31 protein-coding genes, 1 other RNA gene and 1 riboswitch are annotated in these 26,081 nt (G+C 43.5%); of the genes, 7 read left to right on the forward strand and 25 right to left on the reverse strand.

The annotated features are described in order from the left end of the window. The first annotated feature begins 3 nt into the window (after nucleotides 1-3). On the forward strand, nucleotides 4-273 hold the full coding sequence (locus NSQ83_RS11070) for a DUF2564 family protein (protein ID WP_015251856.1): 270 nt from the start codon (nucleotides 4-6) through the stop codon (nucleotides 271-273). Nucleotides 274-300: 27 nt separating this feature from the next. Here NSQ83_RS11070 and NSQ83_RS11075 read toward each other — a convergent pair whose 3' ends face one another. Together NSQ83_RS11075 and NSQ83_RS11080 are read right to left on the reverse strand one after the other, a co-directional pair. Continuing rightward, nucleotides 301-483, reverse strand: a complete 183-nt coding sequence (locus tag NSQ83_RS11075; protein WP_004399003.1) for a zinc-finger domain-containing protein — start codon at nucleotides 481-483, stop codon at nucleotides 301-303. After that, a complete protein-coding gene (locus NSQ83_RS11080; RefSeq protein ID WP_021481511.1) occupies nucleotides 476-1,156 on the reverse strand; it encodes a ribonuclease H family protein in 681 nt (226 codons plus the stop codon). The genes NSQ83_RS11075 and NSQ83_RS11080 overlap by 8 nt, the downstream gene beginning before the upstream one ends. 82 nt (nucleotides 1,157-1,238) lie before the next feature. On the opposite strand from NSQ83_RS11080, the gene NSQ83_RS11085 reads away from it, so the two are divergent. The 3 genes from NSQ83_RS11085 to sspL are packed head-to-tail and all read left to right on the forward strand — an operon-like array spanning nucleotide 1,239 to nucleotide 2,496. Next, the gene (locus NSQ83_RS11085) at nucleotides 1,239-1,928 is read left to right on the forward strand and encodes a queuosine precursor transporter (protein ID WP_014477139.1); all 690 of its coding nucleotides are present in this window, start codon (nucleotides 1,239-1,241) and stop codon (nucleotides 1,926-1,928) included. Continuing rightward, nucleotides 1,928-2,326, forward strand: a complete 399-nt coding sequence (locus NSQ83_RS11090; RefSeq protein WP_015383923.1) for a reverse transcriptase-like protein — start codon at nucleotides 1,928-1,930, stop codon at nucleotides 2,324-2,326. The genes NSQ83_RS11085 and NSQ83_RS11090 overlap by 1 nt, the downstream gene beginning before the upstream one ends. Before the next feature lie 41 nt (nucleotides 2,327-2,367). Further along, nucleotides 2,368-2,496 carry a small, acid-soluble spore protein L gene (sspL, locus tag NSQ83_RS11095; RefSeq protein ID WP_003218255.1) on the forward strand — a complete coding sequence of 43 codons (129 nt, stop codon included), beginning with the start codon at nucleotides 2,368-2,370 and terminating at the stop codon, nucleotides 2,494-2,496. 7 nt (nucleotides 2,497-2,503) lie between these two features. Here the strand turns inward: sspL and exnP are convergent, their stop codons facing one another. The 14 genes from exnP to kdgR all read right to left on the reverse strand — a co-directional run bounded on the left by exnP (nucleotide 2,504) and on the right by kdgR (nucleotide 17,142). Next, a complete protein-coding gene (exnP, locus tag NSQ83_RS11100) occupies nucleotides 2,504-3,394 on the reverse strand; it encodes a 5'-3' exonuclease ExnP (RefSeq protein ID WP_046663416.1) in 891 nt (296 codons plus the stop codon). Nucleotides 3,395-3,494: 100 nt separating this feature from the next. After that, nucleotides 3,495-3,641, reverse strand: coding sequence for a hypothetical protein (locus NSQ83_RS11105; RefSeq protein ID WP_003230761.1), 147 nt, complete (start codon nucleotides 3,639-3,641; stop codon nucleotides 3,495-3,497). Between the two features lie 75 nt (nucleotides 3,642-3,716). Further along, nucleotides 3,717-3,974, reverse strand: coding sequence for a YpbS family protein (locus tag NSQ83_RS11110; RefSeq protein ID WP_003230757.1), 258 nt, complete (start codon nucleotides 3,972-3,974; stop codon nucleotides 3,717-3,719). Nucleotides 3,975-4,038: 64 nt separating this feature from the next. Next, entirely contained in the window at nucleotides 4,039-7,620 is a 3,582-nt protein-coding gene (dynA, locus tag NSQ83_RS11115; protein ID WP_046663419.1) for a dynamin GTPase, read from the reverse strand. A gap of 175 nt (nucleotides 7,621-7,795) precedes the next feature. Next, on the reverse strand, nucleotides 7,796-7,885 hold the full coding sequence (gene fbpC, locus NSQ83_RS11120; RefSeq protein ID WP_100069434.1) for a Fur-regulated basic protein FbpC: 90 nt from the start codon (nucleotides 7,883-7,885) through the stop codon (nucleotides 7,796-7,798). 70 nt (nucleotides 7,886-7,955) lie between these two features. Further along, nucleotides 7,956-8,462, reverse strand: coding sequence for an alkylpyrone methyltransferase (gene bpsB / locus NSQ83_RS11125; protein WP_041336387.1), 507 nt, complete (start codon nucleotides 8,460-8,462; stop codon nucleotides 7,956-7,958). A gap of 3 nt (nucleotides 8,463-8,465) precedes the next feature. Further along, entirely contained in the window at nucleotides 8,466-9,563 is a 1,098-nt protein-coding gene (gene bpsA, locus NSQ83_RS11130; RefSeq protein WP_046663424.1) for a type III polyketide synthase BpsA, read from the reverse strand. A gap of 72 nt (nucleotides 9,564-9,635) precedes the next feature. Next, a complete protein-coding gene (pbuX, locus tag NSQ83_RS11135) occupies nucleotides 9,636-10,952 on the reverse strand; it encodes a xanthine permease PbuX (RefSeq protein ID WP_046663426.1) in 1,317 nt (438 codons plus the stop codon). Beyond that, nucleotides 10,949-11,533, reverse strand: coding sequence for a xanthine phosphoribosyltransferase (gene xpt, locus NSQ83_RS11140; protein ID WP_003230744.1), 585 nt, complete (start codon nucleotides 11,531-11,533; stop codon nucleotides 10,949-10,951). Before xpt ends, pbuX begins: the two co-directional genes overlap by 4 nt. A 90-nt stretch (nucleotides 11,534-11,623) precedes the next feature. Then, a riboswitch (purine riboswitch) is annotated at nucleotides 11,624-11,723 on the reverse strand. 141 nt (nucleotides 11,724-11,864) lie between these two features. Next, on the reverse strand, nucleotides 11,865-13,370 hold the full coding sequence (ypwA, locus tag NSQ83_RS11145) for a carboxypeptidase (RefSeq protein WP_029726796.1): 1,506 nt from the start codon (nucleotides 13,368-13,370) through the stop codon (nucleotides 11,865-11,867). Between the two features lie 111 nt (nucleotides 13,371-13,481). After that, nucleotides 13,482-14,474 carry a 2-keto-3-deoxygluconate transporter gene (gene kdgT, locus NSQ83_RS11150; protein WP_014477146.1) on the reverse strand — a complete coding sequence of 331 codons (993 nt, stop codon included), beginning with the start codon at nucleotides 14,472-14,474 and terminating at the stop codon, nucleotides 13,482-13,484. 44 nt (nucleotides 14,475-14,518) lie between these two features. Further along, nucleotides 14,519-15,109, reverse strand: a complete 591-nt coding sequence (gene eda / locus NSQ83_RS11155; RefSeq protein WP_015383933.1) for a bifunctional 4-hydroxy-2-oxoglutarate aldolase/2-dehydro-3-deoxy-phosphogluconate aldolase — start codon at nucleotides 15,107-15,109, stop codon at nucleotides 14,519-14,521. Between the two features lies 1 nt (nucleotide 15,110). Further along, a complete protein-coding gene (gene kdgK, locus NSQ83_RS11160; RefSeq protein ID WP_198878672.1) occupies nucleotides 15,111-16,085 on the reverse strand; it encodes a 2-dehydro-3-deoxygluconokinase in 975 nt (324 codons plus the stop codon). Nucleotides 16,086-16,122: 37 nt separating this feature from the next. Further along, a complete protein-coding gene (kdgR, locus tag NSQ83_RS11165) occupies nucleotides 16,123-17,142 on the reverse strand; it encodes a pectin utilization transcriptional regulator KdgR (protein ID WP_089172577.1) in 1,020 nt (339 codons plus the stop codon). A 221-nt stretch (nucleotides 17,143-17,363) separates the two neighbouring features. Between kdgR and kduI the strand changes: the two genes are divergently transcribed. Further along, on the forward strand, nucleotides 17,364-18,191 hold the full coding sequence (gene kduI / locus NSQ83_RS11170; protein ID WP_014477150.1) for a 5-dehydro-4-deoxy-D-glucuronate isomerase: 828 nt from the start codon (nucleotides 17,364-17,366) through the stop codon (nucleotides 18,189-18,191). A 1-nt stretch (nucleotide 18,192) separates the two neighbouring features. After that, entirely contained in the window at nucleotides 18,193-18,957 is a 765-nt protein-coding gene (gene kduD / locus NSQ83_RS11175; protein WP_198878671.1) for a 2-dehydro-3-deoxy-D-gluconate 5-dehydrogenase KduD, read from the forward strand. Between the two features lie 41 nt (nucleotides 18,958-18,998). Here kduD and NSQ83_RS11180 read toward each other — a convergent pair whose 3' ends face one another. Beyond that, nucleotides 18,999-20,924, reverse strand: coding sequence for an ATP-dependent DNA helicase (locus tag NSQ83_RS11180; RefSeq protein WP_198878670.1), 1,926 nt, complete (start codon nucleotides 20,922-20,924; stop codon nucleotides 18,999-19,001). Between the two features lie 102 nt (nucleotides 20,925-21,026). Continuing rightward, nucleotides 21,027-21,218, reverse strand: a complete 192-nt coding sequence (locus tag NSQ83_RS11185; protein WP_003246090.1) for a hypothetical protein — start codon at nucleotides 21,216-21,218, stop codon at nucleotides 21,027-21,029. Nucleotides 21,219-21,381: 163 nt separating this feature from the next. Between NSQ83_RS11185 and NSQ83_RS11190 the strand changes: the two genes are divergently transcribed. Beyond that, nucleotides 21,382-21,534, forward strand: coding sequence for a YpzG family protein (locus tag NSQ83_RS11190; protein WP_010327933.1), 153 nt, complete (start codon nucleotides 21,382-21,384; stop codon nucleotides 21,532-21,534). A 52-nt stretch (nucleotides 21,535-21,586) separates the two neighbouring features. On the opposite strand, the gene NSQ83_RS11195 is transcribed toward NSQ83_RS11190, so the two are convergent. From NSQ83_RS11195 to mrfB, 7 genes are all read right to left on the reverse strand, one after another. Beyond that, nucleotides 21,587-22,744: a class I SAM-dependent RNA methyltransferase gene (locus NSQ83_RS11195; protein WP_009967571.1), complete on the reverse strand. Its 1,158-nt coding sequence runs from the start codon at nucleotides 22,742-22,744 to the stop codon at nucleotides 21,587-21,589. A gap of 100 nt (nucleotides 22,745-22,844) precedes the next feature. Continuing rightward, nucleotides 22,845-23,225: RNase P RNA component class B (rnpB, locus tag NSQ83_RS11200), an RNA gene on the reverse strand. Nucleotides 23,226-23,290: 65 nt separating this feature from the next. Further along, a complete protein-coding gene (gene gpsB / locus NSQ83_RS11205; RefSeq protein ID WP_003225629.1) occupies nucleotides 23,291-23,587 on the reverse strand; it encodes a cell division regulator GpsB in 297 nt (98 codons plus the stop codon). A 77-nt stretch (nucleotides 23,588-23,664) separates the two neighbouring features. After that, complete coding sequence (locus tag NSQ83_RS11210) at nucleotides 23,665-24,207, reverse strand: DUF1273 domain-containing protein (RefSeq protein WP_029726791.1); 543 nt, start codon at nucleotides 24,205-24,207, stop codon at nucleotides 23,665-23,667. An 88-nt stretch (nucleotides 24,208-24,295) separates the two neighbouring features. Next, nucleotides 24,296-24,523: a spore coat protein CotD gene (gene cotD / locus NSQ83_RS11215; protein ID WP_010886551.1), complete on the reverse strand. Its 228-nt coding sequence runs from the start codon at nucleotides 24,521-24,523 to the stop codon at nucleotides 24,296-24,298. Between the two features lie 83 nt (nucleotides 24,524-24,606). Then, nucleotides 24,607-24,735, reverse strand: a complete 129-nt coding sequence (locus NSQ83_RS11220) for a hypothetical protein (protein WP_003230707.1) — start codon at nucleotides 24,733-24,735, stop codon at nucleotides 24,607-24,609. A 100-nt stretch (nucleotides 24,736-24,835) separates the two neighbouring features. Next, nucleotides 24,836-26,077 carry a metal-dependent exonucleaseMrfB gene (gene mrfB / locus NSQ83_RS11225; protein ID WP_003230703.1) on the reverse strand — a complete coding sequence of 414 codons (1,242 nt, stop codon included), beginning with the start codon at nucleotides 26,075-26,077 and terminating at the stop codon, nucleotides 24,836-24,838. Between the last annotated feature and the right edge of the window lie 4 nt (nucleotides 26,078-26,081).

The raw sequence follows: 26,081 nt of genomic DNA on the forward strand, positions 1-26,081 counted from the left end.
TTTGTGACTTCAGAATTTCATAATGAGGATCAGACTGGCTTTACGGATAAGCGGCGGCTGGAACTAGCGGTGGAAACAGCGCAGAAAACAACAGGAGCCGCGACGAGAGGCCAAAGCAAAACATTAGTCGACTCTGCATACCAAGCCATTGAGGATGCTAGAGAACTGTCACAATCTGAAGAGCTGGCAGCTCTCGATGATCCTGAATTTGTAAAGCAGCAACAGCAGCTGCTAGATGACAGCGAGCATCAGCTGGATGAATTCAAAGAATAAAAACCGCAGCTTCTGCGGTTTTTATTTTTAGTGATTGGTTAAGACATCTCCGTATTGTTTCAACTTTTCACCAACCGTACATTTATTGATACAAAATGAATGCGCATAAGTTTTGCCAAATTCTTTGCGAAACTGCTTCTTAATAAAACAGTCCTTGCAATATTCATCGTGCAGTTCTGTCAGTTCTTTAAAGATCATTTTCTTATCCAATATCGTCATCTCCGTTACGGTCTAATTTCGTGTGGCTTTCTACGAATTGATGGGATAGAATTTTTTTAGCGAGGCCGTCAGCTTCCTGATTGTCTTTTCGTTGTATTGTTTCGTAGGTTGGAGTAAGCTTCAGCGATTCAAGGAGTGCTTCTATTTTGTCAAGCCATTCATTATGAGATGGATCATAACAAGGCCAGCTGCCGTCAAGCTGATTCAGCACAACAAGCGAGTCCCCTTTGATTGTAATTGAATTTCTGCTTGCCCCCAGCTCTCTTACTTCTCTTATTGCTTCATAAAGCGCTGCGTATTCAGCTTCATTATTGGTTTTCAGCCGGAAGCTTTTATTTTTTCTCAAGCGATGACGGATTCCTCCCAATGAATAATAGATGACGATCCCGAGACCGGCCAGTTCGCTCTCCTTATCGAAACTGCCGTCAAAATAAACAGTAATGTCATCAGGCTCTTGAGCAAGCTCCTCTGTCAGCTTTTCCAATTCCTTCAGCGTCCAGCTGCCGCCTTTCTCGTCTTCGAACTCTAGCTCTTTCATGTATGGAAAACGTCCAAGTTCTCTGGCGAGCATACGTGCCTGCTGTGCTGTCAGCCAGTCTTCGCTAAAAAATGAGACGGATCCTGTTCCTTTTGCTTCTATTTTCAAATGCGGTCTGAGCTTCATTACAATCACCTTACCATTCATTAGTTGTCGGGCTTATGCTATAATCAAACCAATCTTACCCCGGAAAGGAAGCTTTTTCATCTTGTTTAATAATTCGTTTTGGATCTTTTTTGCGATCATTCATTTTATCATTGTTCTTTTATTTTATAAAGGATTTGGCAAAATGGGGCTGTTTGTTTGGATCGGTTTTGCGACAGTCTGCGCCAACCTCCAAGTCGTCAAAACAGTCGAACTGTTTGGCTTAACAGCGACACTTGGGAATGTGATGTATGGCACAATCTTTTTTGCGACAGATGTGCTGAATGAAAAATACGGGCCAGCTGAAGCCAGAAAAGCGGTATGGCTCGGATTCTCAACGCTCCTGACGCTGACATTTGTCATGCAGGGCGTGCTGCTTTTCGAACCGGCTTCCAGCGACATATCACAAACAGCGCTGGAAACGATCTTCGGATTCCTTCCGCGAGTTGCGTTAGGAAGTCTGCTTGCCTTTATCTTCAGCCAAACGCTGGATGTTTATGTATATTCGGCAATTAGAAGGATATTTCCTTCTGATCGGCTTTTATGGCTCAGAAACGGCGGCAGTACAGCAGTCAGCCAGTTGTTTGATACATTCATATTCACTGCAGTCGCCTTTCTCGGCATTTATCCGGCAGGCGTGTGGCTTCATATTTTTATTTCTACATATTTGATTAAGTTTGCGGTATCTTTGATTTCATTGCCTTATGCTTATGCAGCCAAAAAAATGATACCTAAAGATGAAAGGAGTTCATAATGCCTACAGAAATATACGTAGACGGCGCAAGCGCCGGTAATCCCGGACCTTCCGGTATCGGCATTTTTATCAAACATGAGGGAATAGCAGAATCCTTCTCTATTCCAATCGGAGTGCATACAAATCAAGAAGCGGAATTTCTTGCATTAATTGAAGGGATGAAGCTATGTGCAACGCGCGGGTATCAATCGGTTTCCTTTCGAACCGATTCAGATATTGTGGAACGCGCAACTGAGCTTGAAATGGTTAAAAATAAAACGTTTCAACCGTTCGTAGAAGAAATCATCCGATTAAAAGCGGCATTCCCTCTTTTTTTCATCAAATGGATACCGGGCAAGCAAAACCAAAAAGCCGATCTTCTGGCAAAAGAAGCGATTCGGCTGAATGAAAAGAATTAAATCTTGATCATTGGTTCATCCTAATGGCGAGGTGAACTAACATGAAAAAGAAAGATAAAGGCCGGCTGACCGGCGGTGTTACTCCGCAAGGCGACCTGGAAGGCAATACACATAATGACCCTAAAACAGAGCTTGAGGAGAGAGCAAAAAAAAGCAATACAAAACGCTAGAGAAGATCTAAACGATCTCTCTAGCGTTCAGCTTTTCAAGCATACGCTCAATTCCTTTGATTTGGTGGCGGCGAAGCATGTCAGCCGCCTGCTTCATTTGCAAAGTAAATAAAGCGTCTTTCAGTGTGCAGGCCAGCGGCACTGAGCAATGAATTTCCGCCAGCTTCCTCGACATCTCCAAATCGCTTAAACCTTGCTGAATTTTTCCCTGCTGTCCTTTTGGAAGAAGAGAAAGATTTTCCAATAAACGGTCAATCGTTTCATATTCACGAATCAGTTTGTAGGCTGTTTTTTCTCCAATGCCTTTGACTCCGGGATAGTTATCACTGGAATCACCCATAAGCGCTTTAATATCAATCAAAGCCTTCGGCATTACGCCTGTTTCTTCATAAAAAGTCTCTTTTGTATAGACTTTATAATTTCCGATTCCTTTTTGAAGCAAAGCAACGCTTACTTTATCCGTTAACAGCTGAAGTAAATCTCTGTCCCCTGTTACGACCGTAATGTCCGCTTCATTCGCAAATAAATCGGCAAGAGTACCGATACAGTCATCCGCTTCATAGCCGGCAAAGCCAATATTCATGATTCCAAGCTCTGCGGCTGCTTCCTTTGCCAAATCAAACTGCGGAATCAGCTCCACAGGCGGCGCGCTGCGGTTGGCCTTATAATCTTGGAACAAGTCATTTCGGTACGTTTTGCTCCCCATGTCCCAGCAGCAGACGACGTGTGTCGGCTGGAATGTTTCCACAGCTGTAATCAAATGCTTTAAAAAGCCGTTGACGCCGTTCGTCGGCACCCCGCTGTCATTTATCATAAAGTTGCGATGTACGGCCGTGGCAAAAAAGGCCCGGAATAAAAGAGCCATGCCGTCAACCAGCAATAGTTTATTATTATTCATCAAATAACTCCCTTTTCTTTCATTCCTTCTATTTTATCATAAAGCAGCCCAAAAATAAAAAACAGTATCTCTTTAATTAGAGATACTGTTTGGATATTTATCAATCGTTGTGTCTTTTGTTGCTGGCGATCAGCTTTTCAGCTTCGCGTCCTGCGTAAGAGTCAAAATGGGTTTGAAATCCGTTTTTCTTTTTGGCATTGTTATTCGCCTGTGCATTTCTGTTTCCGAGCTTTGTTCTGCCCAACATGAATCCCCCCCTTACGTCGGATGCATATAGTATATGCTTCCGGCAGGAGGTTCACTCGCGACAGGATCATCCAGCTTACATGCGGCTTACGTATTCTCTGACCATTTCTTTTGATACAAGCCGTCTTGTCGGGACGATGCCTTTTTTAGCGAGCTGATTCATTTGCTCGGTAATTTCATTAATTGCATCTGTAGTATAAGGCTCATCGTTTCTGCATTTAGCAACAGCTTCTTCAATCGCCAATTCACGCATATTTTCAAGACGCATAAATGCTTTGATATGCTCGTGCTGTTTTGATGAATGTGCTGAAATTGCTTTATGTACCTCTGACATTAATCGTTCATCTCGCTTTTTTCTATTTAGTCTATCATGACTTGAAATACAAGCCAACTGAATTTTACATTTTTATTGTATTGTCTGAATTTTTCCAGGAGATGCAAGCCTGATACGCCATTTCAATCTCTTTCGCATGTTCCCCTTCCGCATATCCTCTTAAATATGTCTCTTTTTGATCCGTTATTTGCGCGATTGCTTTTTCGCCCATATCTTCCTGTAAGCGTCTGAGGTGAGCTGTGTAATGAGAGATCAGGCTTTCTTCTTCATTTTTTATCCATGCCTCTGTGATTTTCGTAAGTTTCATCCGCACAGCTTCGATAAAGGCCGCTTTTCCTTTCTGCTCAAAAAACTGCTTCGGTGATTTGATCTCTTTTAGTTCCTGCTCAAAAGCACGTTCTTCTATTTCCGGTTCAACTTCCTTCAACTGTATGCCGTTCGAATGCTGATCACCCGCATAAACGGAAAAATAACCGTCCTCGTTTAATGTTTTTTGAAAATGATCCAGCCATTCTTCATTGATATGCCGTTCGATGAAACCGCTCATGCGAACATCAAGCGTTTTGATTTCCTGAATATATTCAAATTGATATTCATGTAAGGCTGTTGTCATCGCCTTACTGACGTTCTTTTTCCAATCCCCGTTTTGCAGCCCGGGATGAAATGCGGATTTTAATAAATCATTTGCAAAATATGATAATCGCTGTGTAATGTGATATAGCTGCTCTCTTGTATCTTTTTTTACTTTTTCAATGATGGTTTTTGAGTTCCGCCGTTTCTCGATATCGGCGGCTGTCCGCTCAAATGACAGCATAAGGCGCTGTTTCTGCGCTTCCTTCTCTTCTCGGGACTGATGCTGGGATTGGTGAAGCTGAAAAACGGTTTCGCATAGTTTGTCTGCCTCCGAACTGAGCTGCGCTGCTGACGCTTTTTTTACATCCACTTCGATAAAACGGTCTAAGTGTTTTCTTACTTTCGAGAACTGATTATAAAATGACTCCGGTTTTCCCACCAGTTCCTCCTTACTTGATACGGTAAAGAGCTGCGGCTCATAAACCCCTTCTTTTACAAGCTCTGTGCTGACATAATCGGTCACTGTTTCGAGTTCTGTTTTATCTTTTGCAAGGTCTGCAGCATTAATAATAAAAAACATTTTATCCATGCTGAGCGATTCTTTCACAAGTCCAAGCTTTCGCAAAAATGAACGGTCTCCTTTTGAAAAAGAGTGCTGATAATAAGTCATATAAAAAAATGCATCAGCATCTTTGATATATTGGAATGCCAGTTCTGTATGCCGTTTATTCATGCTGCTCGCGCCGGGTGTATCAACGATCGTAATCCCTTTTTCAGTGAGCGGGCATGTATAGTAGACCGTTACCTCTTTCACAGCACAGGCCGTTGTTTCCTCTGCTACATACGGCTTTAATTCAGAGAGCGGAATCGTTAATTTCTTCTGTTCCTGTATATACTGCTGATACTTCTCGTATGCAAGCAGGAAATTGCTGATCAATTTCACGTGTTCTTCCTGCAGCCTGTTTTTTTTGACTGCCTTTTCCCACTTCTCTGTGAAGGAACAGCCTGCCGGCTCCTTTGGTATTCCGGTGAGCTGCAAAATTTCAGCCGTTATGTCATCCTCTGTCTTAAACACTACATCCGCTGTTTTGTTTAAGTTGCCATTGATTGGCTTTGTGATCTTGTTAATTGTCGCTGTGGTTGGCGTTGGTGAGGATGGCAGCACTCTTTCGCCGACAAGCGCATTGGCAAATGATGATTTCCCCGAGCTAAAGCCTCCAAAAAGAGCGAGTGTAAATTTACGTTCCTCAAGCCTTTTCACCCTTTCACGAAACGCTGAAGTTTGCTTTAACAACATGCTGCATTCGCCTAAAATGTCAGACAAAGTGTAAAAGCGTTTGATTTGGTCTTGAAGCGGCATTTCTTGTTCCATTTTGATTTCTGATTTCGGCATCGGCTGCGCCGTCAGCTGGCTTCGGCCTTGTTTCTGCTCTGGAGCCGCCACTCTTGTTTTCTTCGATTTAAACCATTCTGTGTCTATATGCATTGGGCATGCGGACTCTTCTTCCCAAATGGCCCACAGGCGATCGGTTTTCTCTCGGGCATTATTCTCTAAACGTGCCTGTTCTTGAAGAAAGACAAGTTTTTCTGATTCTTGGACGAGCCGGTCGTTAATTGTTTGCACATCTTTGGAAACACGCTCTTTCACCATAGCGGAGAGCACCTTTATGATGTCTGCGGCTTCTCTTTTCGCCTCTTTCCGGATGAGCTCTGCCAAGTCTTTTGTATATTGCAATACATATTCAGAGGAAAAGGCTGCACCATGCTTGACCGCGCGTTCAATGATGCTTATATCAAGCGGTGTGCGATAGGCCTGAATCAGCTTTTCACTTTCAGCGGTATAGACATCAAATGCCTTGGCGAGTTTATGAAGCGTGTCTATCATATGCCAATCCGCTTCGGCCTCTGTTCGTTTTGCCACATCAGAGAAAAAAGCATTCCGCCTTTTATCTCTTTCCTGTGCAGTTTTCGCTTTAGAAAAGAAAAAGCCGGTTTTAAAGGAAGGCTCTAGTGATTCTAAAAATGCAGCCGCCAATTCACGCATTTCAAAAGGCGTCAGGTTGGCGTTTTTTAAAATAAGATTGATTTCTTCCTGCATCCTCTTCTCTGCCTCAGTCGTTTGTTTTTCGGCCTCATCCAATTGATCACGCAGCGATTGGACCAGTCCAGTTTGGATATTAAGCTGTTCAGCGAAACTCGGAGCGCCTGTTTCGTCTTTCTTCAGCATTTCCGTATGTTCCTTTAGCAGATTACGGACTTTTTGTTCCGTTAAAGCTTGCATATTGCTTTTTGATTGCTGTTCTATTCTTCTTAACTCTTCTCTCAGGGCCCCCATCTGATTGAACGGGTGATCCGGTTCTGTTACTGATGTAAAATAGAGCGCTTCCCTTGAAATCCCTTCATTGCAAAGCATCTCCTCTACCTGCGCTTGATAGTCTCCAAATTTCGTCTCCGTCTCATCATGGCGGTCAATTTGATTGACGATAAAATACACATTCGGAATGCTTTCTTTTATTGATCTGAGAAACTTTACATTTTCCTCAGCGTGCACGTGATTATAGTGAACGACGTAAAACAGCGCATCCGCTTGGTGAAGAATAGAAGCAGCCGATAGAAAATGAGCATCATCTGTTGAATCTATCCCTGGAGTATCAATATACGCAACCCCGGGATCGATCTCAGTATACCTGTCAAAAATTTCGACGCTTTCAATCTGTTCCCCGTCTTTACAATATTGCTGCACCTTGTCTTTCTGGTAAGCCCCTTCCAGCTCAGCACACGCTCCGTCTGTTGTATGAAGCCGAACTCGCTTTTCCCCGTTTCTGATCACAACAAGGTTAGCGCTTGTCGGAATCGGGCTTGTCGGCAAAATATTCTCCATTAACAGGCAGTTCAGCAGTGACGATTTTCCCGCTGAATAATGCCCGGTAAACGCGATATAAACCTCTTCATCAGCCGCTTTTTTCATGACCGCAGCCAGTTTAGCAGCCCTTTGTTCATCTTGATTCTCAATAAATTGCTTATAAATTTCCCCAGTTTTATGCAAAAGCTCTTTTCTGTTTTGATCTGTCATAAGTCTGAACCCCTTTGTGCCGTTTCAATTGTGAACCTTTTTCGAAAGATCTGAATTCATTCCCTTTTCATTTTACACAAGAATAAACCAAATTTCTTTAGGAGAATAGAAAAAAGCCGCCATTACGGCAGCTTCTATAAAAGAAAATCTGCAACTTTTACAAGTTCCAGATTCATCAAACAGATTTATTAGAGATTCCTTTTAATACAAAACCAATTAATACACTATATGTACAAACCGCTCCAAGCAAAAACAGCATTGTCATTTGCTTCACCATCCTGATTGAGAATCTTTTTCAAATTCATTTTAACATGGTTGAGAATGATTTTCAATCGCTATTTTACGCTGTATTCCTGTAATGCTTTGTCTTCTGCGCGAATTCTGATGCTTAACAACACGGCATTGAAAATGGAAAACAGACACATGGTGACGTATGCTTGATAAAGCAGCGGAATCAGCAAAATTTCGAGTATAACAACGGCATAGTTTGGATGTTTCATCCATTTATATGGACCTTTTTTTACAAGCTCTACACCTGGAACAACAAGGATTTTCGTATTCCAATATGCCCCTAAGGAACAAAGCGCCCAATACCGTACGATCTGTACGCTTAAAATCACTGCAGCGATACCGAGCCACCAGCTGGACGGCTGTTTATTCATCAGCAGCACCTCGGCAATTAAGGACAGGAAAAAAAGGATATGCATCGTAATGATATACGGATAGTGGCTCTCGCCAAATTCAATTGCTCCTTGCTTCTTTACCTTTTGTTCGTTTTGCCTGGCCACTGCCATTTCTGCTGCTCTTTGAACAATGAGAATGGCGATCAACAACCAAAACATGAGTCAGGCCCCCTTTTCCCAGCTGAATAACAGCAACTCTGATGAGAAACCCGGCCCTAAAGCGCCAATCAGTCCTCGTTCAGCTTCCTTTTTATGTCCGTTCTGCAGATGGTCTTTGATCACATACAAGATTGTGGCTGAAGACATATTTCCGTGCTTTTGCAAAATGCTTAGCGCAGATGAAAGCTTTTCTGACGACAGCCCGAGACTTTTGATGTATGCATCGATCACTTTTTTTCCGCCTGGATGCGCCAAAAAAACACAGATATCATGGAATGACAGCTTATGTTTGTCCAAAAAAATCTGTACATTTGTTTTGAGCCATTTTTCCACCAAGGTCGGAATGTCTCGTGAGAAAATGACTTTGAATCCTTGATCGGTAAAGTCCCAGCCCATGACATCTTCTGATTGTTTCATCAAAACAGATTGGGCGTCCATTATCTTCGGCGCAAGCTTCAGCTTTGACATCCTGCGGTCCGCCTTCTCTCCGCATAATAAAGCTGCGGCAATGCCGTCACCAAAAAGCGAGGTGCCGATCAGATTGCTTTTCGTTTTATCTTCCGGCTGGAATGTCAGGCTGCACAGCTCGGCAGCAATGACAAGCACAAAAGCCTCAGGATACGCTTTGCAGTATTCGGCTGCACGCGCAAGTCCGCTGGCTCCTCCTGCACAGCCAAGCCCCCAAATCGGAATCCGCTTCGTATATGGAGAAAACGGAAGTTCATTCATAAGCCGCGCCTCGATACTCGGTGTGGAAAGACCTGTACTGGAGACGAAAAAAACAGCTTCCACTTTCTCATAAGGAATGGCTTCTTGAAAAAATTCCGGATGAGAGAGGCACTCACGAACAGCCGCTCTGCTGTGTTTAAGTGTTTCTTCTATGTATATTTGATTTTTTTCTTCAAAGCTGTGCCCCTCTTTATACCATTCAATCGGCTTAACAAACTGTCTCGAATGGATTTGCCCGTTTTTAAAGGAGGATAACAGCCGGTCAATATCCTTAAAAGAATGCTGAAACATATAGCGGGCGAACTCGGCCGCTTTCTCTTGGTTTACATTATACGCAGGAAGACTTGTTCCAATGGATAAAATAAACGCCATGCGATCACCTCTTTGCATACATTGTGCCGCAACAATCTTTTTTATATGCAAAAAAACTCCGCCGCGGCGGAGTTAGACTGCTGTTTTTTGTTCAGCGAGGTCAGCTTCTTGTTCTATTTTTTTAGCTTTAGAAAAAACGTTATATACAATATTTAAGACGACTGCAGTAAAGCTGCCCACCACAATGCCATTCGTTGTAAGCAGCGTTAAGGCACTCGGAAGCTGTTTGAAAATATCCGGCACAACGGTCACACCGAGCCCCAATCCCACTGAGCAAGCAACAATCAGCAGATTTTCCTGTTTCGCAAAATCAATGCGGCTGAGCATTTTAATTCCGTAAGCAATCACCATTCCAAACATCGCCACCATTGCACCGCCCAAAACAGCGGATGGAATAATAGTCGTGAAAGCAGCGATCTTTGGAAACAGCCCAAATGCCATTAGGATCACACCTGTGACCACAATGACGGCATTTTTTTTGATCCCTGTGAGCTGAACAAGCCCGACATTTTGAGAGAATGCCGTGTAAGGAAAAGCGTTAAAAATACCGCCCAGAAGCACAGCCAGTCCTTCAGCTCGATAGCCTTTAGACAAATCTTTCTCTGTCAAACGGCGGTTTGTCAGGTCACCTAAAGCAAAGTAAACACCAGTTGACTCCACAAGGCTGACAATTGCAACGATGGACATCGTAATGATAGGCGCTGCGTGAAAAGACGGCGCTCCGAAGTAAAATGGCTGAATCATTTGAACAACTGCCGCGTCCGAAACATTATCAAATTGAACTTTTCCCATAAAATATGCGATGAAGGTGCCAATCAAAATACCGATCAAAATCGAGACGGACTTGATAAAGCCTTTTGTAAAACGGTATAGAAGCACAATGATACTCAACACGGTAAAAGCAAGCGCAAGATTGGAGAGATCTCCGAAATCTGCACTTCCTTCTCCGCCGGCCATGTTATTCATGGCAACCGGCATCAGTGTAATACCGATAATCGTAACAACAGAGCCTGTCACGACCGGCGGAAAAAACGATACGAGCTTTCCAAAGAAAAATGAAATAAGAATGACAAGAATGCCTGAAGCGATAATGCTGCCGTAAACTGTTGAAACCCCATATTCAGATCCAATCGCTATCATCGGCGATACAGCTGTAAAGGTACAGCCAAGCACTACCGGAAGCCCGATCCCAAAAAATCGGTTGCTCCACACTTGCAGAAGTGTAGCCACACCGCACATAAAAATATCAATCGATACTAAGTAAGTCAGCTGCTCGACAGTCAGTCCCATTGCTTTTCCGACAATCAGAGGAACGACAATGGCGCCGGCATACATGGCAAGAACATGCTGAATCCCTAAAGACAGCGTTTTGCCGAATCCATTTCTCATGAATGAACCTCCTGTACGAAGGACACTTTTCCTTCTTCTAAAGACTGAATTCTTGCCAAAGATTCCACTCGGTAGCCCAGTTTTACAAGTTCATCTCTTCCCGGCTGAAATGACTTTTCAATAACAATGCCGATTCCCGCAATAGAAGCTCCCGCTTGCTTCACAATCGACACAAGCCCGTGCGCTGCCTGTCCATTTGCCAAAAAATCATCGATAATCAGCACATGATCCTGATCCGACAGGTGGGTCCCAGACACTGCGATTTGGCTTTCTGTTTGCTTCGTAAAGGAATAAACAGACGCTGTCAGCAAGTTGTCGGTGAGTGTTAACGATTTATGCTTTCTCGCGAAGACAACTGGCACACCCAGCTTCAAGCCCGTCATTACAGCGGGAGCGATACCTGATGATTCGATTGTCACAATTTTGGTAATACCGTCTTTTGCAAACCTAGACGCAAATTCATCACCAATTCTCTGCATAAGCAGCGGATCAATTTGGTGATTCAAAAAAGAATCCACTTTCAATACCTGATCAGATAATACGACGCCTTCTTCCTCTATTTTCCGTTTCAGTGCTTCCATCTTGTCTTACCTCCGTTATGAGAATAAAAAAAGCATTGCCCGCTCAAATAAAGAGCAAGCAATGCTGATATCACAAAAAACCGTACACGTGCGGTTCCATTGCTCACCCATAGTCGGACATTTACGGTGCCCGGTAGAAACTTGCGTGCCATATCCACGCGATTATATGAGTGTTCCTATTATATTGTAATAAATTATATCAAGATTCTAATCCCTTGCATAGGCTGAAAATAAAAATTCCCGAACTTTATTTTTGTTTTTTTAGATATCATTCGTATTTCAAGGGAATTCGATATAAAAGAGCCTGACGACCGCGCCGCCAGGCTTTTGATTATGACAGATAGAGATTTGAATATTTGTTTGATAAATAATCAATTAAATAGCGAACATTCAGCTCTTCTCCTGTTGCATCTTTAATAATGTCTAACGGCTTTTTCCGTTTTCCGTGAATGTGCACCTTTTCCGTCAGCCATTGCTTTATCGGATGGAACTCTCCTCTTTCCAAGAGAGCGTCAAATTCAGGGAGATCCTCAAGCATTTTTTGTTTCAGCTGAGCCGCATACATGTAGCCGAGCGCATAGGATGGGAAGTAGCCGAAATCACCACCTGCCCAATGGACGTCCTGTAAAATCCCCTCTGCGTCGGTCTGCGGTGTAATCCCTAAATAATCCTGGTATTTTTGATTCCAAAGCGACGGCAGATCTTCCACAGACACTTCATTGCTGAAAATCGCTTTTTCAATTTCATAACGGATGATGATATGAAGAGGATACGTTAATTCATCCGCTTCGACCCTGATAAATGAAGGTTTTGATTCATTGATTGCCCGGACAAAATCATCCAGGGAGATGTCCTTGAACTGTTCAGGTGATGCTTCTTGAATCTTCTGATAGTACGGTGTCCAAAAATGCTTGTTGCGGCCGATAAAATTCTCGTAAAATAATGATTGCGATTCATGAATTCCCATTGATGCGCCGTCTGACAAATTCGTACCACTGAGTGCTTCATCAATATTTTGCTCGTAAATCGCGTGCCCGCACTCATGAATGGTGCCAAAGATCGCCGTCCGGAAATCTTTTTCATCATATCTCGTCGTGACCCGAACGTCTCCCCGATTCAGCGTAGTTGCAAACGGATGAACGGTTTCATCAAGTCTTCCGCCATCAAAATCGTAGCCAAGCTCCTGTAAAAAATACAGACTGAGCTCTTTTTGCTTTTCTTTCGGGAACGCTTTTGTAAGAAAGCTTGTATCTGGTTTATTTCCGGAAGCTGTCACCTGTTTAACAAGAGGGATAATCGCTTCCTTCAGCTCAGCAAACAGCTGATCAAGCACCTTTACCGTGACGCCGGGCTCAAACAAATCAAGCAATGCATCATAAGGATGCTCTTGATATCCCCAATACGTAATAAAACGTTTATTGAATTCAATCAGCTGTTCTAAATAAGGAGAAAACAAGCTGAAATCAGATTTTCCTTTCGCTTCCTCCCACGCTGTTTCTGCCTTTGAACAGAGAATCACGTATTCTTTGTATTCAGCCTCAGGGATTTTCTTATTCTCTTCATACTCTTTTTTCGCCAGTTCCACTGCTTTTTTCGTATCTTCCGACAAGTCATCAAATCGTTCATACAGGACATCGATAAGCTCCTTCATTCGATCTGATGTTTGGATATTGAATATATCTGTTGAAAGCTGGCCGATACTTTCGGCACGATCCTCTGAGCCGTTTTTCGGCGCGCCTGTTCTGGAGTCCCAGTGCATTAACGCAACTGCTTCGCTGTAATGTGAGATTCTTTTTAAAAGATCAAAAAATTCTTTTTCATATGTATGTATCTCCATATCCATTCCCTCCCTATTCTAGCCGTTCCATTACAGGCTAATGGAAGGGGGTATGAAAGTCAAATTGTTTGTATAAAAGGCTGCCGGTATGTTTTGTGGCAGCCTTTTTATTCAGTTGATCGTCATTTGATTTTTTGGCGGAGGTGTTCTCCGCTTTTTCTGCTTGATTTTTTTATCTACCCACACTGTTGCCAGCGGGGTTAAGAGCGAGGTGACAATAACGCTTGTCGCGATAATTGCAGTTGCCGACTCAGCAACTGGCGCAAATGAGGCATTCGCTTCCGCTAATGCATATGGCACGGCTACAGCCGCCCCTGCCGTAGAAGAAGCGGCCACTCCCGCGACACCATCTCCCCGCGCAATAAAACGATCAAGCAAAAACAAAGAACTGCCCGATAAAATGACGACAGAAACTCCGATAAAAATGCCGAGCAGCCCTGATTGGATCAGCATTCCAAAATTCAAGGTATTGCCGAGCGAAAAGGCGAAAAATGGAATGATCGCCGGCACAACCTTGCTGAATAAGTCTCTGAGATCATGATCCAGATTTCCAAGTATACATCCAAGTAAAAACGGGATGACTGTCGCTGCCAGCGTTTCCCATGGGAATGCGGCAAGTCCCGTCACACCAAACGTCACCATGGTCATAAAAGGACCAGATTCTGTACTGATAAAGGCGAAAGCGCCCGCATCCTCTTTTCTTCCCATGTGATTCATGAGCGCCAAATACAGTCCGCCGTTCGTTTCATTCATTACCGCGACAATTGCTAAAACAGAAAGGCCTGCAAAAAAGCCGGATTGTATGCCTTCGTCAGGTATAAATTGCGCTGCGATCACGCCGAGCAGCGCCGCAAATCCGACCTTTCCCAATAATAACGTGATTCCTTTTCTTGCGATATAGCCTGAAGAACGAAAATCAATCGTTGCTCCTACGCAAAAGATAAAAACACCCAGTATCGGCAGCGTTCCGGTAATCAAAGCACCCGTAAACCCTCCAAAGAACTCCGCTGTTCCAGGCGCAAACGTGTTGAGCGCCGCTCCAAGAAATAGCGGAATAATCATCATTCCGCCAGGTACCCGTTCAATTGTCGCCTTGATTTTCATATTGTGGATTCTCCCATCCTCCGGTTATGAAAAAACAATTCCACTTACACTTGGAAAACAGCCTGCAAATCCTCTTTTGAACAGCTGCCCAGCTGGCTGCCGACTCCGACGGCGCCAGCTCCGGCTCTAAGCCAATCCGGCACTTCAGACGGATGTATCCCGCCTGTCGGAATAAAGGTCACCTGCGGGAAAGGACCCGCTAAATTTTTCATAAACGGGATACCAAACACACCGCTTGGGAACAGCTTTAATGTCGTAAAACCGAATGTCAGCGCTTCCATAATTTCGCTCGGAGTCAAGACGCCGGGGATATAATGTGTCTTTACAAAAGATAGATGTTCAGCAAGATCAGCTGAAAAACCCGGACTGACAATAAACTGCGCGCCAGCCTCAGCAGCTTCCCCAGCTTGCTGCGCGGTGATGACCGTGCCCGCGCCAATTAAAATATCTTCCCTATTACGGAAGGATTCGATAATATCTGATGCCCCGGGGGTCGTATACGTCACTTCAACTGCACGAATCCCTTTATCTAATAAACTCTCAATCTGCTGACAGGCCTCCTGCTTATCCTTTGAACGAATGACTGCAATCAGCTTTGCTTCTTTCAGACGGTTTTCAACGACTTTGGACTCCATATTAATAATCCCCTTTCTTTTGGTGAACCGTTCTTTGAGCAGATAAAAAAGAAGCTAATTTCTCCCTGGTCGGCAAACCGTCCATATCCCCCGGTGCCTGCACTTGCAAAGCGCCAATCGCATTTCCCCTTTGCACCGCATCCTTGTACGACAAACCGTCTAGGATACCGCTGATTACACCGACTGCAAATCCGTCTCCGGCGCCGACCGTATCAACCACCCGGTCGACCCGGCAGCCTTCTAGAAATCCTTCACTTGTCCCCGTTTTAAAGTAAGCGCCTTCTTTTCCAAGTTTAATAGCAACAAAGCTGGCACCTTTTTTCAAATAATAGTCGGCAATGCCTTCAGGTGTTTTTTCTCCGGTCAATAGCTCTCCCTCTGCGATACCCGGGAAAAACCAGTCTGCAAGCCCAGCCAGATCATTGATTGTATGTACCATTGTTGCTTGATCAGGCCAAAGCGAAGGTCTTACATTAGGGTCGAATGAAATGGTCTTCCCTGCGTTTCTCATGTCGTTCATGACATGATACGTGAAGTCTTTCATCTCGGCTGACAAGGCAGGCGGAATGCCTGTCACATGCAAATGGCCTGCGCATTGAAAATAATCTCTCGGATATTCAGCTGAAGTTAATGTGCTTGCAGCTGAGTTTTTCCTATAGTAGGTAACTTGCGGGTCGCCTTCTTTCACTTTTGACTTCAGCAGCAGCCCGGTGGGATTTTCGTCCTGCGAGCGGATCACGCGGGACACATCCACTCCCTCTTTTTTAAGCTCTTGTAAAATAAATGTTCCGAGCTGATCATTGCCGACCTTGCTCATCCATCCTATTCGAAATCCGAGTCTGGCAAGGCCGCAGGCGACATTGCTTTCTGCTCCGGCAAGCCCTTTAGAAAAAGTAGATACTTCATGAAGGCCTCCATACTCATTTGCATAAAACATGGCCATTGATTCCCCGAATGTCACCGCATCAAGCTTCATCTCTTCCCAACCTCCTCTTAGTTGAGGGCACCTAGGATTAAAGTGACTTTCTCATGATGACTTTTGCCTCTAATTCAATGGTTTGAGGCGCTCCTTTGTCACCTTCAATCCTTTTTAATACACGTTCCATCGCCGTCCTGCCCATATCATGTGACGGCTGGGCGATCGTTGTAATACCTGGACCGATCAGTTTATACCATTCCGTATCATCGAATCCTGCAATCCCTATATCTTGAGGGATGCGCAGGCCAAGCTCTTCCATACAGCTGATGATTTTCAGCATAATCAAGCCATTCAAAGCCAGAATCGCTTTTTTTTGCTCCGGCATTTCCTTGTGAAAAGAACGAAGCGCCGCCTTAAGCTGCTCCTTGTCCTTTACGTCAATTTCATGCAATCTGACAAGCCCGTTCACATTATGAACCGAAGCCATTTCCTGATACACAGCTGCTCTTTCTGCACGAGGGCTGATAGAGGAAATCGGTTCGGTAAACAGCGCGACATCAGTATACCCTTTGCTGTACACCTTCTGAAGAATCTCTTTTGTGATCCATCTGTTGTCAGTCGTTACGGTATCCAGTTTCAGATCCGGCAGTTTCCGGTCAATTAAGATTGTTGGAATTTGCTGTTCAGCAAAAGCGCGCAGTACATCCTTGTTTTCCCCTGTTGCGTTTAAAATCAAGCCCTCAACCGAATGGGCTTCTAGCTTTAAGAGCATTTCCCGCTCTTTTTCAGGACTGTTATCTGTGTTGCACACCATAATGCTGTATCCATATTGATCACAAACCTCTTCGACTCCCCTGAAAGCAGCGACCGAAAAAGGATTTGTAATGTCAGCCACAACAAATCCGATTAACTTGCTTTTTTTTATTTTCAAACCTTGTGCCATTTTACTCGGCCGATAATTCAATTCTGCGATTGCCTTTTTAATGTTTTTCACTTTTTCAGGAGAAATCGCGTCAATTTTTCCGTTAATATAGCGGGAAACTGTCGATTTCGAAACTCCTGCACATTCAGCTACATCTTTGATGGTTGTATGGCCTGTTGTTTTCTTTTTCATTCAAGTGCTCCTGTATCTCATATATTTGAAACCGATTTCAAAACCGTTACAACAAAAGGATACCATAATTTTAAAATTTGGAAAGAGTTTTTTTAATAATGTGTCAATTCATTATTTTTTCGTTGACTCTTTTCACTATTTATCCTAAAATTTTCTTTGAAACCGTTACCAAAATATTTTCATTCAAGTGATGTTGAAATCCTAACCAAGGGGGAAATATAATGGAAAATCGTTATTCTGTACATCCTGAACAAGTAAAACGCTTTACAACAGAGGAGCTTCGCAGTCATTTCTTAATGGATCCTTTATTTACAGAAAACAAACTTACGATGTATTACTCACATGAAGACCGGGTTGTCATCGGCGGAGCGGCTCCAGGGCAAAGTGAACTGAAGCTTGATGCAGGTGATTTTCTAAAAACAGACTTCTTTTTGGAACGGCGTGAAATCGGGATTATTAATGTCGGCCAGCCTGGCGCTGTCAGGGTTGGCGATGATGAATATGTGCTTCAAACAAAGGATTTTCTCTATATCGGAATGGGCAATCAGGATGTATCGTTTTCAAGCCTGAACGGGGAAAAAGCGAAGTTTTACTTCGTCTCCGCTTGCGCCCACAAAAGCTATCCGACACAAAAAGCCGCCCTAGCTGAACTGACACCGGACCGCCTTGGTGATGATGCAGCGTCTAATGTCAGAAGTCTGTACAAAGTCATTCATCAGGATGGCATTAAAAGCTGTCAGCTGATGATGGGAATAACGATGTTAGATCAAAACAACAACTGGAATACCATGCCAGCACACGTTCATGACCGTCGGATGGAGGCTTATCTTTATCTGGATCTTGAAAAGGACTCAAAGGTATTTCATTTCATGGGCCAGCCGGACGAAACACGCCATCTTGTTGTTGGAAATGAGCAGGCTGTTCTTTCTCCCGCTTGGTCTATTCATTCTGGCGCAGGAACATCAAACTATAGCTTTGTGTGGGCGATGGCTGGAGAAAATTACACATTTACGGACATGGATCTCATTCCGATGGATGGGCTGAAATAAGATGGGTTATCTACATGACGCCTTTTCATTAGAAGGAAAAACAGCGCTGGTGACAGGCCCAGGAACAGGGATCGGTCAAGGAATTGCCAAAGCCCTAGCCGGAGCTGGCGCTGATATTATCGGCACATCACATAAAAGCAGCCTGTCTGAAACACAGCAGCTTGTGGAACAGGAAGGCCAGACATTTACATCTTTTACATTGGACATGAGCAAGCCGGAAGCGATAAAGGATTCTGCAGCTGAGCTGTTTGAAAACAGTCAGATCGACATCCTTGTCAATAATGCCGGCATTATTCATCGGGAAAAAGCGGAAGATTTTTCAGAAGAGAACTGGCAGCACGTACTGAATGTCAATCTAAACAGCCTGTTTATTCTGACACAGCTTGCTGGCAGGCACATGCTGAAAAGAGGTCATGGAAAGATTATTAATATTGCCTCTCTCCTGTCTTTTCAAGGCGGCATCCTCGTTCCGGCTTACACCGCGAGCAAACACGCTGTTGCCGGTTTGACAAAATCATTTGCAAATGAGTGGGCAGCGTCAGGTATTCAGGTCAACGCAATCGCCCCAGGCTATATTTCTACTGCGAATACAAAGCCTATTCGGGATGACGAAAAGCGAAATGAGGACATTATAAAGAGAATTCCTGCCGGCCGCTGGGGCCAAGCGGATGATATGGGGGGGACTGCAGTCTTTTTGGCATCACGTGCTTCAGATTATGTAAATGGACATATTTTAGCAGTTGATGGCGGCTGGCTATCCCGCTGACAAATAAAAAAAGCTGACGAACGATCGTCAGCTTTTTTCCATTACATCATGTGCGGTTCAACAGGCAAGACCTTTTTGACCTCATCAATGATGCGTTCATTTTCTCCGCCAGCGTAAATGTGAATCGAGCCGCTGTCTTGATTCGAGCGAATCAGGCGCCCGATGCCCTGCCGTACACGTAACAACATATATGGCAGATCAACTTCTTCGAACGGATCTTTTTTCGCTCCGTTGCGCTTCGCTGTAAATACAGGATCGTGTGGCGGGAACGGCAATGACCAAATGGTAACATTCTTCAATGCGTCACCGGGAATGTCGAGTCCTTCCCATAAGTGAACTGAACAAAGTACTGTTTCTTCTTCCTCTTGGAATTTCTCTACTAAGCTGCTGATTTCCTCATCACCTTCGAAGAAAATTGGATACGGCAGCTCCCATGCCGCCGACAGCTCTTTAAATTCGTTTAATTCTTCAAAAGAAGGGAAAAGCACCAGCGTTCTTCCTTTGTAACGTTTGATTGTTTCAATCGTTTCAGCCGTTTTTTGTTCAGCGTCCATATCTGTTTTTGCGTATAGATTAATACTCATTTGCTCGTCATAATCATAAGGGGAATCAACAGTTAATGACAAATAATCATGAATCCCAAGACTGTCGGCAATATAATCAAACGAACCGCCTTCTGACAGCGTAGCAGAAGAAAAGATATAAGGAATTTTCTTAGAAAACACTTTTTCGCCAAGTACTTCTGCTACCGTTCTCGGCATCACGACAAAAGTTGATTCTGCTTCCTTTTTCTCCAGCCAGCTGATCGCATCCTTTTGATATAGAGATAATGAATACGCCATTTGTTCAACATATTCTTCCACTACTGACAGTTCGTATTGATCAATCGTATACATTTCAGACTCAAATACAAGTGCCTCACCGATTTTATCAAGTAAACGGCAAAGCTCGTCCGCCGCCTTTTTGACACGCTGGTCATTTTTTATTTCTAAACGGTGTGAACCGGCTACTTCCTTTGATTCTTCAGAAAGAACATAGAAAAATTCGTCGTTTGCGAGAAGCGCATCTTCAATCAATTCTGCAAACTCTTCTCTGATGTCATTTTGCAGCAATCGTTCTAAAAACAATTCAAGAGTAGACTGCTTCACTCTATAGGTTAGCGCTTTTTGCGCAGCAAACTCTAACAAGTGCCCCTCATCAAATACAACTGCACTATGATCAGGCAAGAGCGGCAGCTGGCCCTCTCGTTTGCGTGATTCTTCCGTCCACACATGCTCCATATAAAAATCATGGGAACAAATGATTAAGTCCGTTGACTTGCGGTAGTAATCTCTGGAAAGTGTCAGACCGCATCTGTGTCTCATATCACAAGTCAGACAGTCCTGAAACGAGTCGTAGCTTACGTCAGACCACTCTTCATTCGATAGATTTGCGTACTGCTTACGGTCGCCATACGGATAAAAGCGCTGCATCGCCTGTGACTCGTGGACAAATGACGGTAACGACTCATAAAAATCCAGCCATTTATCATCATCAGAACGCTGCATTGTTTTTTCAAGCTTCTTCAAGCATAAATATTGCTCATGTGATTTTGACAGCCTTGTATCAATTTTCAGATCAAGATGCTCAGCCAGCTTAGAAATATCGCCCTCTTTTTTCACTAGCTGTTCAATTAATGTTTCATCTGCACAAGCGATGATGGCGGGTTTGCCGACATATCTTGCATAGCTGATTGCAAAAAGAAGATAAACCAGCGTTTTCCCCGTTCCCACTCCAGCTTCGGCGAACATGACTTTTTTCTCTTTAAACGCCCGCTCCAGCTGAAAAGCCATAAATACTTGCTCGTCCCGAAGATCAAACCCTTTTTCGGGAAGGATATCGTAAAACACGTCACCAATCCAATTGTTCAATTCTTCATAAAAATTCTTTGTTTTCGTTAAAGAAAAAGGCAAACGTGATGTTGTCACCTAGTTCCAACCCCCAACTATTCGACATTCAGACCACCAATAATATCATTTTCCGCTGATGAATACAATAAAAAAACTTGGCAATGCCAAGTTTTTTGCAGTTTACTTACGATTGATCACATGCGACGATAAAAAAGGATGGTCTGTTGAATAAATATGTTCTACCGCTTTTTCTAAATCAGTTTGCGCATGCGAAATCACAGACGGAGACGAATCAGTTCCGAGCTCCTTCAGCTCGTTTGCTGTTGCGTCAAGCGCCCTTTGAATAAGATTAAAATGTTCGCTGTTCAGCATGAGATCACCTCTGATGGAAATAATCATCATTGTATGCGAACTTTTCATTTTATATACATGCTTTACCGCATGTTATCACCGAAACATGCACAAACTACACTTGATATTCCGTCTCCGGATTATCCGTCTTATCAACAATATTCTATCAGGGAGTGATGTTGACATGAGTTATAGAAACCGATTAGATCAGCATTCTGAACTGTTTCATCACAATTGGACGCGGCCTAAACGTTCTAAGTCTCAAGTAAACGGTCACACTGAAATGTCCCAAACCAACATTATATTGAGAAGCAACGCGAAAGCTCACCGTTGGTAACGATAGAATAGGGCTGAAAGATGAAAGAAGACGCATGCAGAGCGTCTTCTTTTTATGCGTTTTCTGTTTTCTTGCGCTGCGGTCTTACTTTTGACCAGTATTGATAATAATCCGTTTTAATAAACCCGTTAAAGAGTTTTCGTTTCTTCGTTGCTTTTCTGCCATATGCTTCCTCAAAGTTTTCATTTGATGTCAGCATATACACAGACCAAGTATCAAGCGGCTCGAACGCCTGCCCCATTTCTTTGTACATCTGCTCAACGGCTTTTTTCTCGCCGAGACGCTCTCCATATGGCGGGTTGCCGACAATTACGCCAAATTCCAGATTTGTGGTAAAGTCTTTGACCTGCATCTGTTTGAACTGGATTAGATCTCCCAATCCTGCTTCCTCTGCATTTTCTTTTGCGATTTGAACCATGCGGTGGTCTATGTCGCTAGCGAAAATTGTAAGCGGCTGATCATAATTTGCCTTTTCTTCGACTTCAAGCCGCGCTTTGTTCCACAGATCTTTACCGATCCATTCCCAATCCTCTGAAACAAAATCGCGATTGAATCCCGGGGCGATGTTTTGGCCAATTAGCGCCGCTTCTATCGCGATTGTTCCGGAGCCACAGAAAGGATCAACAAACGGGCGGTCCGGCGTCCAATTGGTTAATTGCACCAAAGCGGCAGCAAGTGTTTCTTTAATCGGCGCACCGCCCTGATCGACACGGTATCCTCGTTTGTGAAGGCCTGTCCCTGATGAGTCCAGTGTAATCAAAGCCTGATCTTTCAATAAAGAAATTTCGACTTTATACTCGGCACCTGTTTCTTCAATCCAATCATTGGCTTTGCCGGACTGCAGCTTGAGCTTTTCGACAATTGCTTTTTTGACGATCCGCTGACAGTCGGGAACGCTTGCAAGTGTTGATTTTACCGATTTTCCGATGACAGGGAATTTCCCGTTTTCAGGTATAAATGAGCGCCAGTTAATCGCTTTCGTTTTTTCAAACAGTTCATCAAATGTTTTCGCTTTAAAAGAAGCAACCTGAACCTTTATACGGTCGGCTGTTCTAAGCCAAAGGTTCGCACGGCAGATGGCAAGTGCATCACCTTCAAAAATAACTTTCCCGTTATCAACCTTGCATTCGTATCCTAAATCTCGTACTTCCTTTGCGACAACAGCTTCAATGCCCATCGGCGCCGTTGCAATTAGTGTATACTTCTTCATCGTATCACCCTGTCTTTTAAAACTTTTCTCTTTTCAAGATAAAAGCTCTCCTTATACGGGAGAGCTTGTTTTCATCATTTTAAATGTAAGTGGTCTAACGTTCTGTAAGCCATGTTTTGTTCCGTCGTACTGCAAACGGCTCATCACCTCGTACTCAGGCGGCAATCATCTATCTACAGAAAGCATTCTGTCCTTCTCTCCGTTGAATTCCGTTAAGAAGGTTCCCCTACCAAAATTTGGGTTTCTCGCTCGAGGGGTTTACCGCGTTCCACTCTCACCATTTCTAGTGAGACTTCGTCACTGTGGCACTTTCAAGGATACTCAGCCATATCCGAAGACGTAGGCTTTTTTCCTGCCGTCAGCCTCTAAAGACTGCCCTAGCTTATGACTTCGCTAGGCACGAACACTACGGGCATCTCAGCACCGTGCGAGCATGGACTTTCCTCTACAGATTCAAGATCTGCAGCGATTACCCGAACGTTAAGAACATGAATTATTATATAACAACTGATTACAATTTACAAGCGCCATTTTTTTCAAGCGTGATCAATCATAAAGCTTGCTGCCAAAAACGTGTTTTTCTAAGTTAGACAGCCGTTTTAAAATATCAAAGTTTGTTGTGTTAGATTGCACAGGCTGTTTTTTGCTGGCTTCTTCAAGCTGTTTTTTCAGCTGCAGATTTTCCTGCTGCAGTTCTTCAATTTCTTGATGGAAGGTTTCATAATCCTTAATAATCATATCTAAAAATTTGTCAACGTCTTCTTGCTTGTAGCCTCTAACGCCTGTTTTAAATTCTTTTTCCAAAATTTCTTTCGCAGAAAGCTTTACTTTATCAGCAAGCATCTTTTTCACCTCGTATCGTGAATCATCACATATATTTTTTCAGAAATCTGTACGGTTGTCAAATTTCTCTCTCTTTGTTAGTAGCTGTCTTCCTCCACTGTCACTCTCAAGTCATCCATTGTAATAAAGTAGATGGGATAGCTATCCTGTTCGCGCCTTTTTTCCGCTGTCCCAAGCATATACTTAGGGGAGCCTTCCTTTTCCGGGTCATATAAAAGCAGAAGCCCGTCGGACTTATCAATGAAGAACTGATTTTTTTGTTTGAATTGAAGCGGGCTTTCATAAGGACGGTGAGTCAGGCTTGCTTCATAGTCTGCCTGAGCCAGAACTGCTTCATACTGTTCCTTATTCGGTTCTTTCCAGTTCTTTTCCTGCTCGTAAAATGGTGTGATGACAGCTACCTTTAAGTCAGGGTATTCCTCCTGCAAATCATATGCAACTTCTGCCGCCCACAGCTCAACTCCAAGCTGGCCCGAAATTAAAATCCATTCTAATCCTTCATCCAAAAAAGCAATCAGCCGGTTCTTAATGGCTTTTTTTATGTAATACAGCGCCTTGTCATCCTGCTTAAATATCCCCAGTTCAAACGGTTTATAGCCCGTTATTGCCAATACTTTCATCATTTCACCTGCTTTAAAAAATGGGGCTCCCGTGGGCCCCATTTGTTGTGCTGCATTGTTTACACCATCAAGCTGCACGTTTTCCATACTAGTAGTCGCAGCAAGGTTTTCCTGCTTGAAAATGCTGATGCGTAGCCGGGTCAACATTTGAGAAAGTGTGTGGAAAGTAGTGAACGTGCTGAAAATGCTGGTGGTTTACGTTTGTTGTATGCTGTGGGTGAATGTGCGGCACGATAGTCTTCGAAAACGTATGGTGTTCACAGCAATGAGTAGGATGGACAATTGGCGCCATCATATGCGGTCTGCAGTGATGCATGATAAAATCCCCTTTCCATAAACTTTATTACAATACTAAGCTATGAAAAATAAGGGGTACATGTTCTGATGCAAAGACCTATTTTAAAAGTGTGCAATTAAGCTGTCTTTAAAGTTTGAAAACACAAAAGCAATCAAAAATACCACAACAAAGAACAAGTAAAAAACACCCTTATACATACCAACTCTCCCTTTAAAAATAACTAACGTCATTTTACAGGATTCGCCGCTATTCTACAACAAAATCAATGTGAATTCAGCAAAAAAAATTCATGGCGAAACAAGTCGTCTTTTGCGCTTTCCCGGGGAATATTTAAGAGGAATATTTCCTCTTCAGCCGGGCAATTCTCACATGCAGTTTTTCAGTTTCTTTCTCTGATAAGCATGCCGCATCGCTAAGCAATTGCTCTGCTATTTGCAATGCTTTTCCGAATTCTTTTTTCTTATGCTCAAAATATTTCGCGAGCTCTATTACAGCAGCGTACCTGCACTTCTGGTTTTGCGAGCGGGACAGCTTTTCCCAAAGCGGCACTGCTTCTTCCAAGCGATTTTGTTTTTTGTACAGGAGCGATAAATCCAGCCGTGCACTGTCCTGGTCCTCAAACGATTTTTCTATAAGCCTTTCCAACTGCTTGATCGCTTGGTCCGTTTCTTTATGAGCCATAAACCATTTCGCCATAGCATAGGCTTCACTGTGTTCTTTTGGCGCATGTGATTCTGAAAGGATTTTTTTAGACATATGGATGTACAATGAAATGAGTGATAACACATCCATTTCATTATGATGCAGGACACCTTTTAAAAGATCCGGCTCTTGCGCCTTGATAAAATGAAAGTAAAGCATTGGCGCCAAGTAGCCCGGTGTGTCTTCTAGCCTGCGGATGCCGAGCTCCTCTTTTTCAACCGTGCCAAGAGATACACGGTCCATTTTGTGTTTCCACAGGCGTCTAGCTCCATGCAAAAGATCAAAGTGGCCAAACTCCGGAAGCTTCGGAAGTCTGTCACGGATCAAGGTGTGCCTTGTTTTCACCTGCGGCCAATCAAAGGCTTTGCCGTTGTAGGTCACAAGTGATGTAATGTCAACCTCGCTTAAAAAGCTTTGGTACAAGGCGACTTCGTTCCCCGGTTTGGGCAAAAGATGCTGTTTGACTGTCACTCGGTCTTCATATACTCTCGCATGCCCAAGCAAAAAAATGGTATTCCCAGCTCCACCCCCAAGACCGGTTGTTTCTGTATCAAAGAAAAAGAGGTTGTTTTTGTTATACCCTTTTGCTGACAATGTATGCGACAGGCCGCTTTGATTCCACAGTGTGATCACTTCCTCAAGCTCAGAAAAGCTGTATAACCCATGGCGGTGAGAAAGCGGATATTCTACTTCTCTGATGAGGCAATATTCATCTTCGAAGATGAAAGGCTTCATGCCAAAAGCCTCCCACTCTTCTAAAAACGGAATGTCATCAAAGTGGTTTTCTTGTTTGCCTGCTTCTATTTTTTGTTCTCCTTCGTCGAGCGCCATGTGCTTTTTCATCCGTTGGAGTTTCCCTTTTAATGACATATCC

Origin of the sequence: Bacillus sp. PS217 (genome assembly GCF_037963535.1) — a bacterium.
GTDB lineage: Bacteria > Bacillota > Bacilli > Bacillales > Bacillaceae > Bacillus > Bacillus subtilis.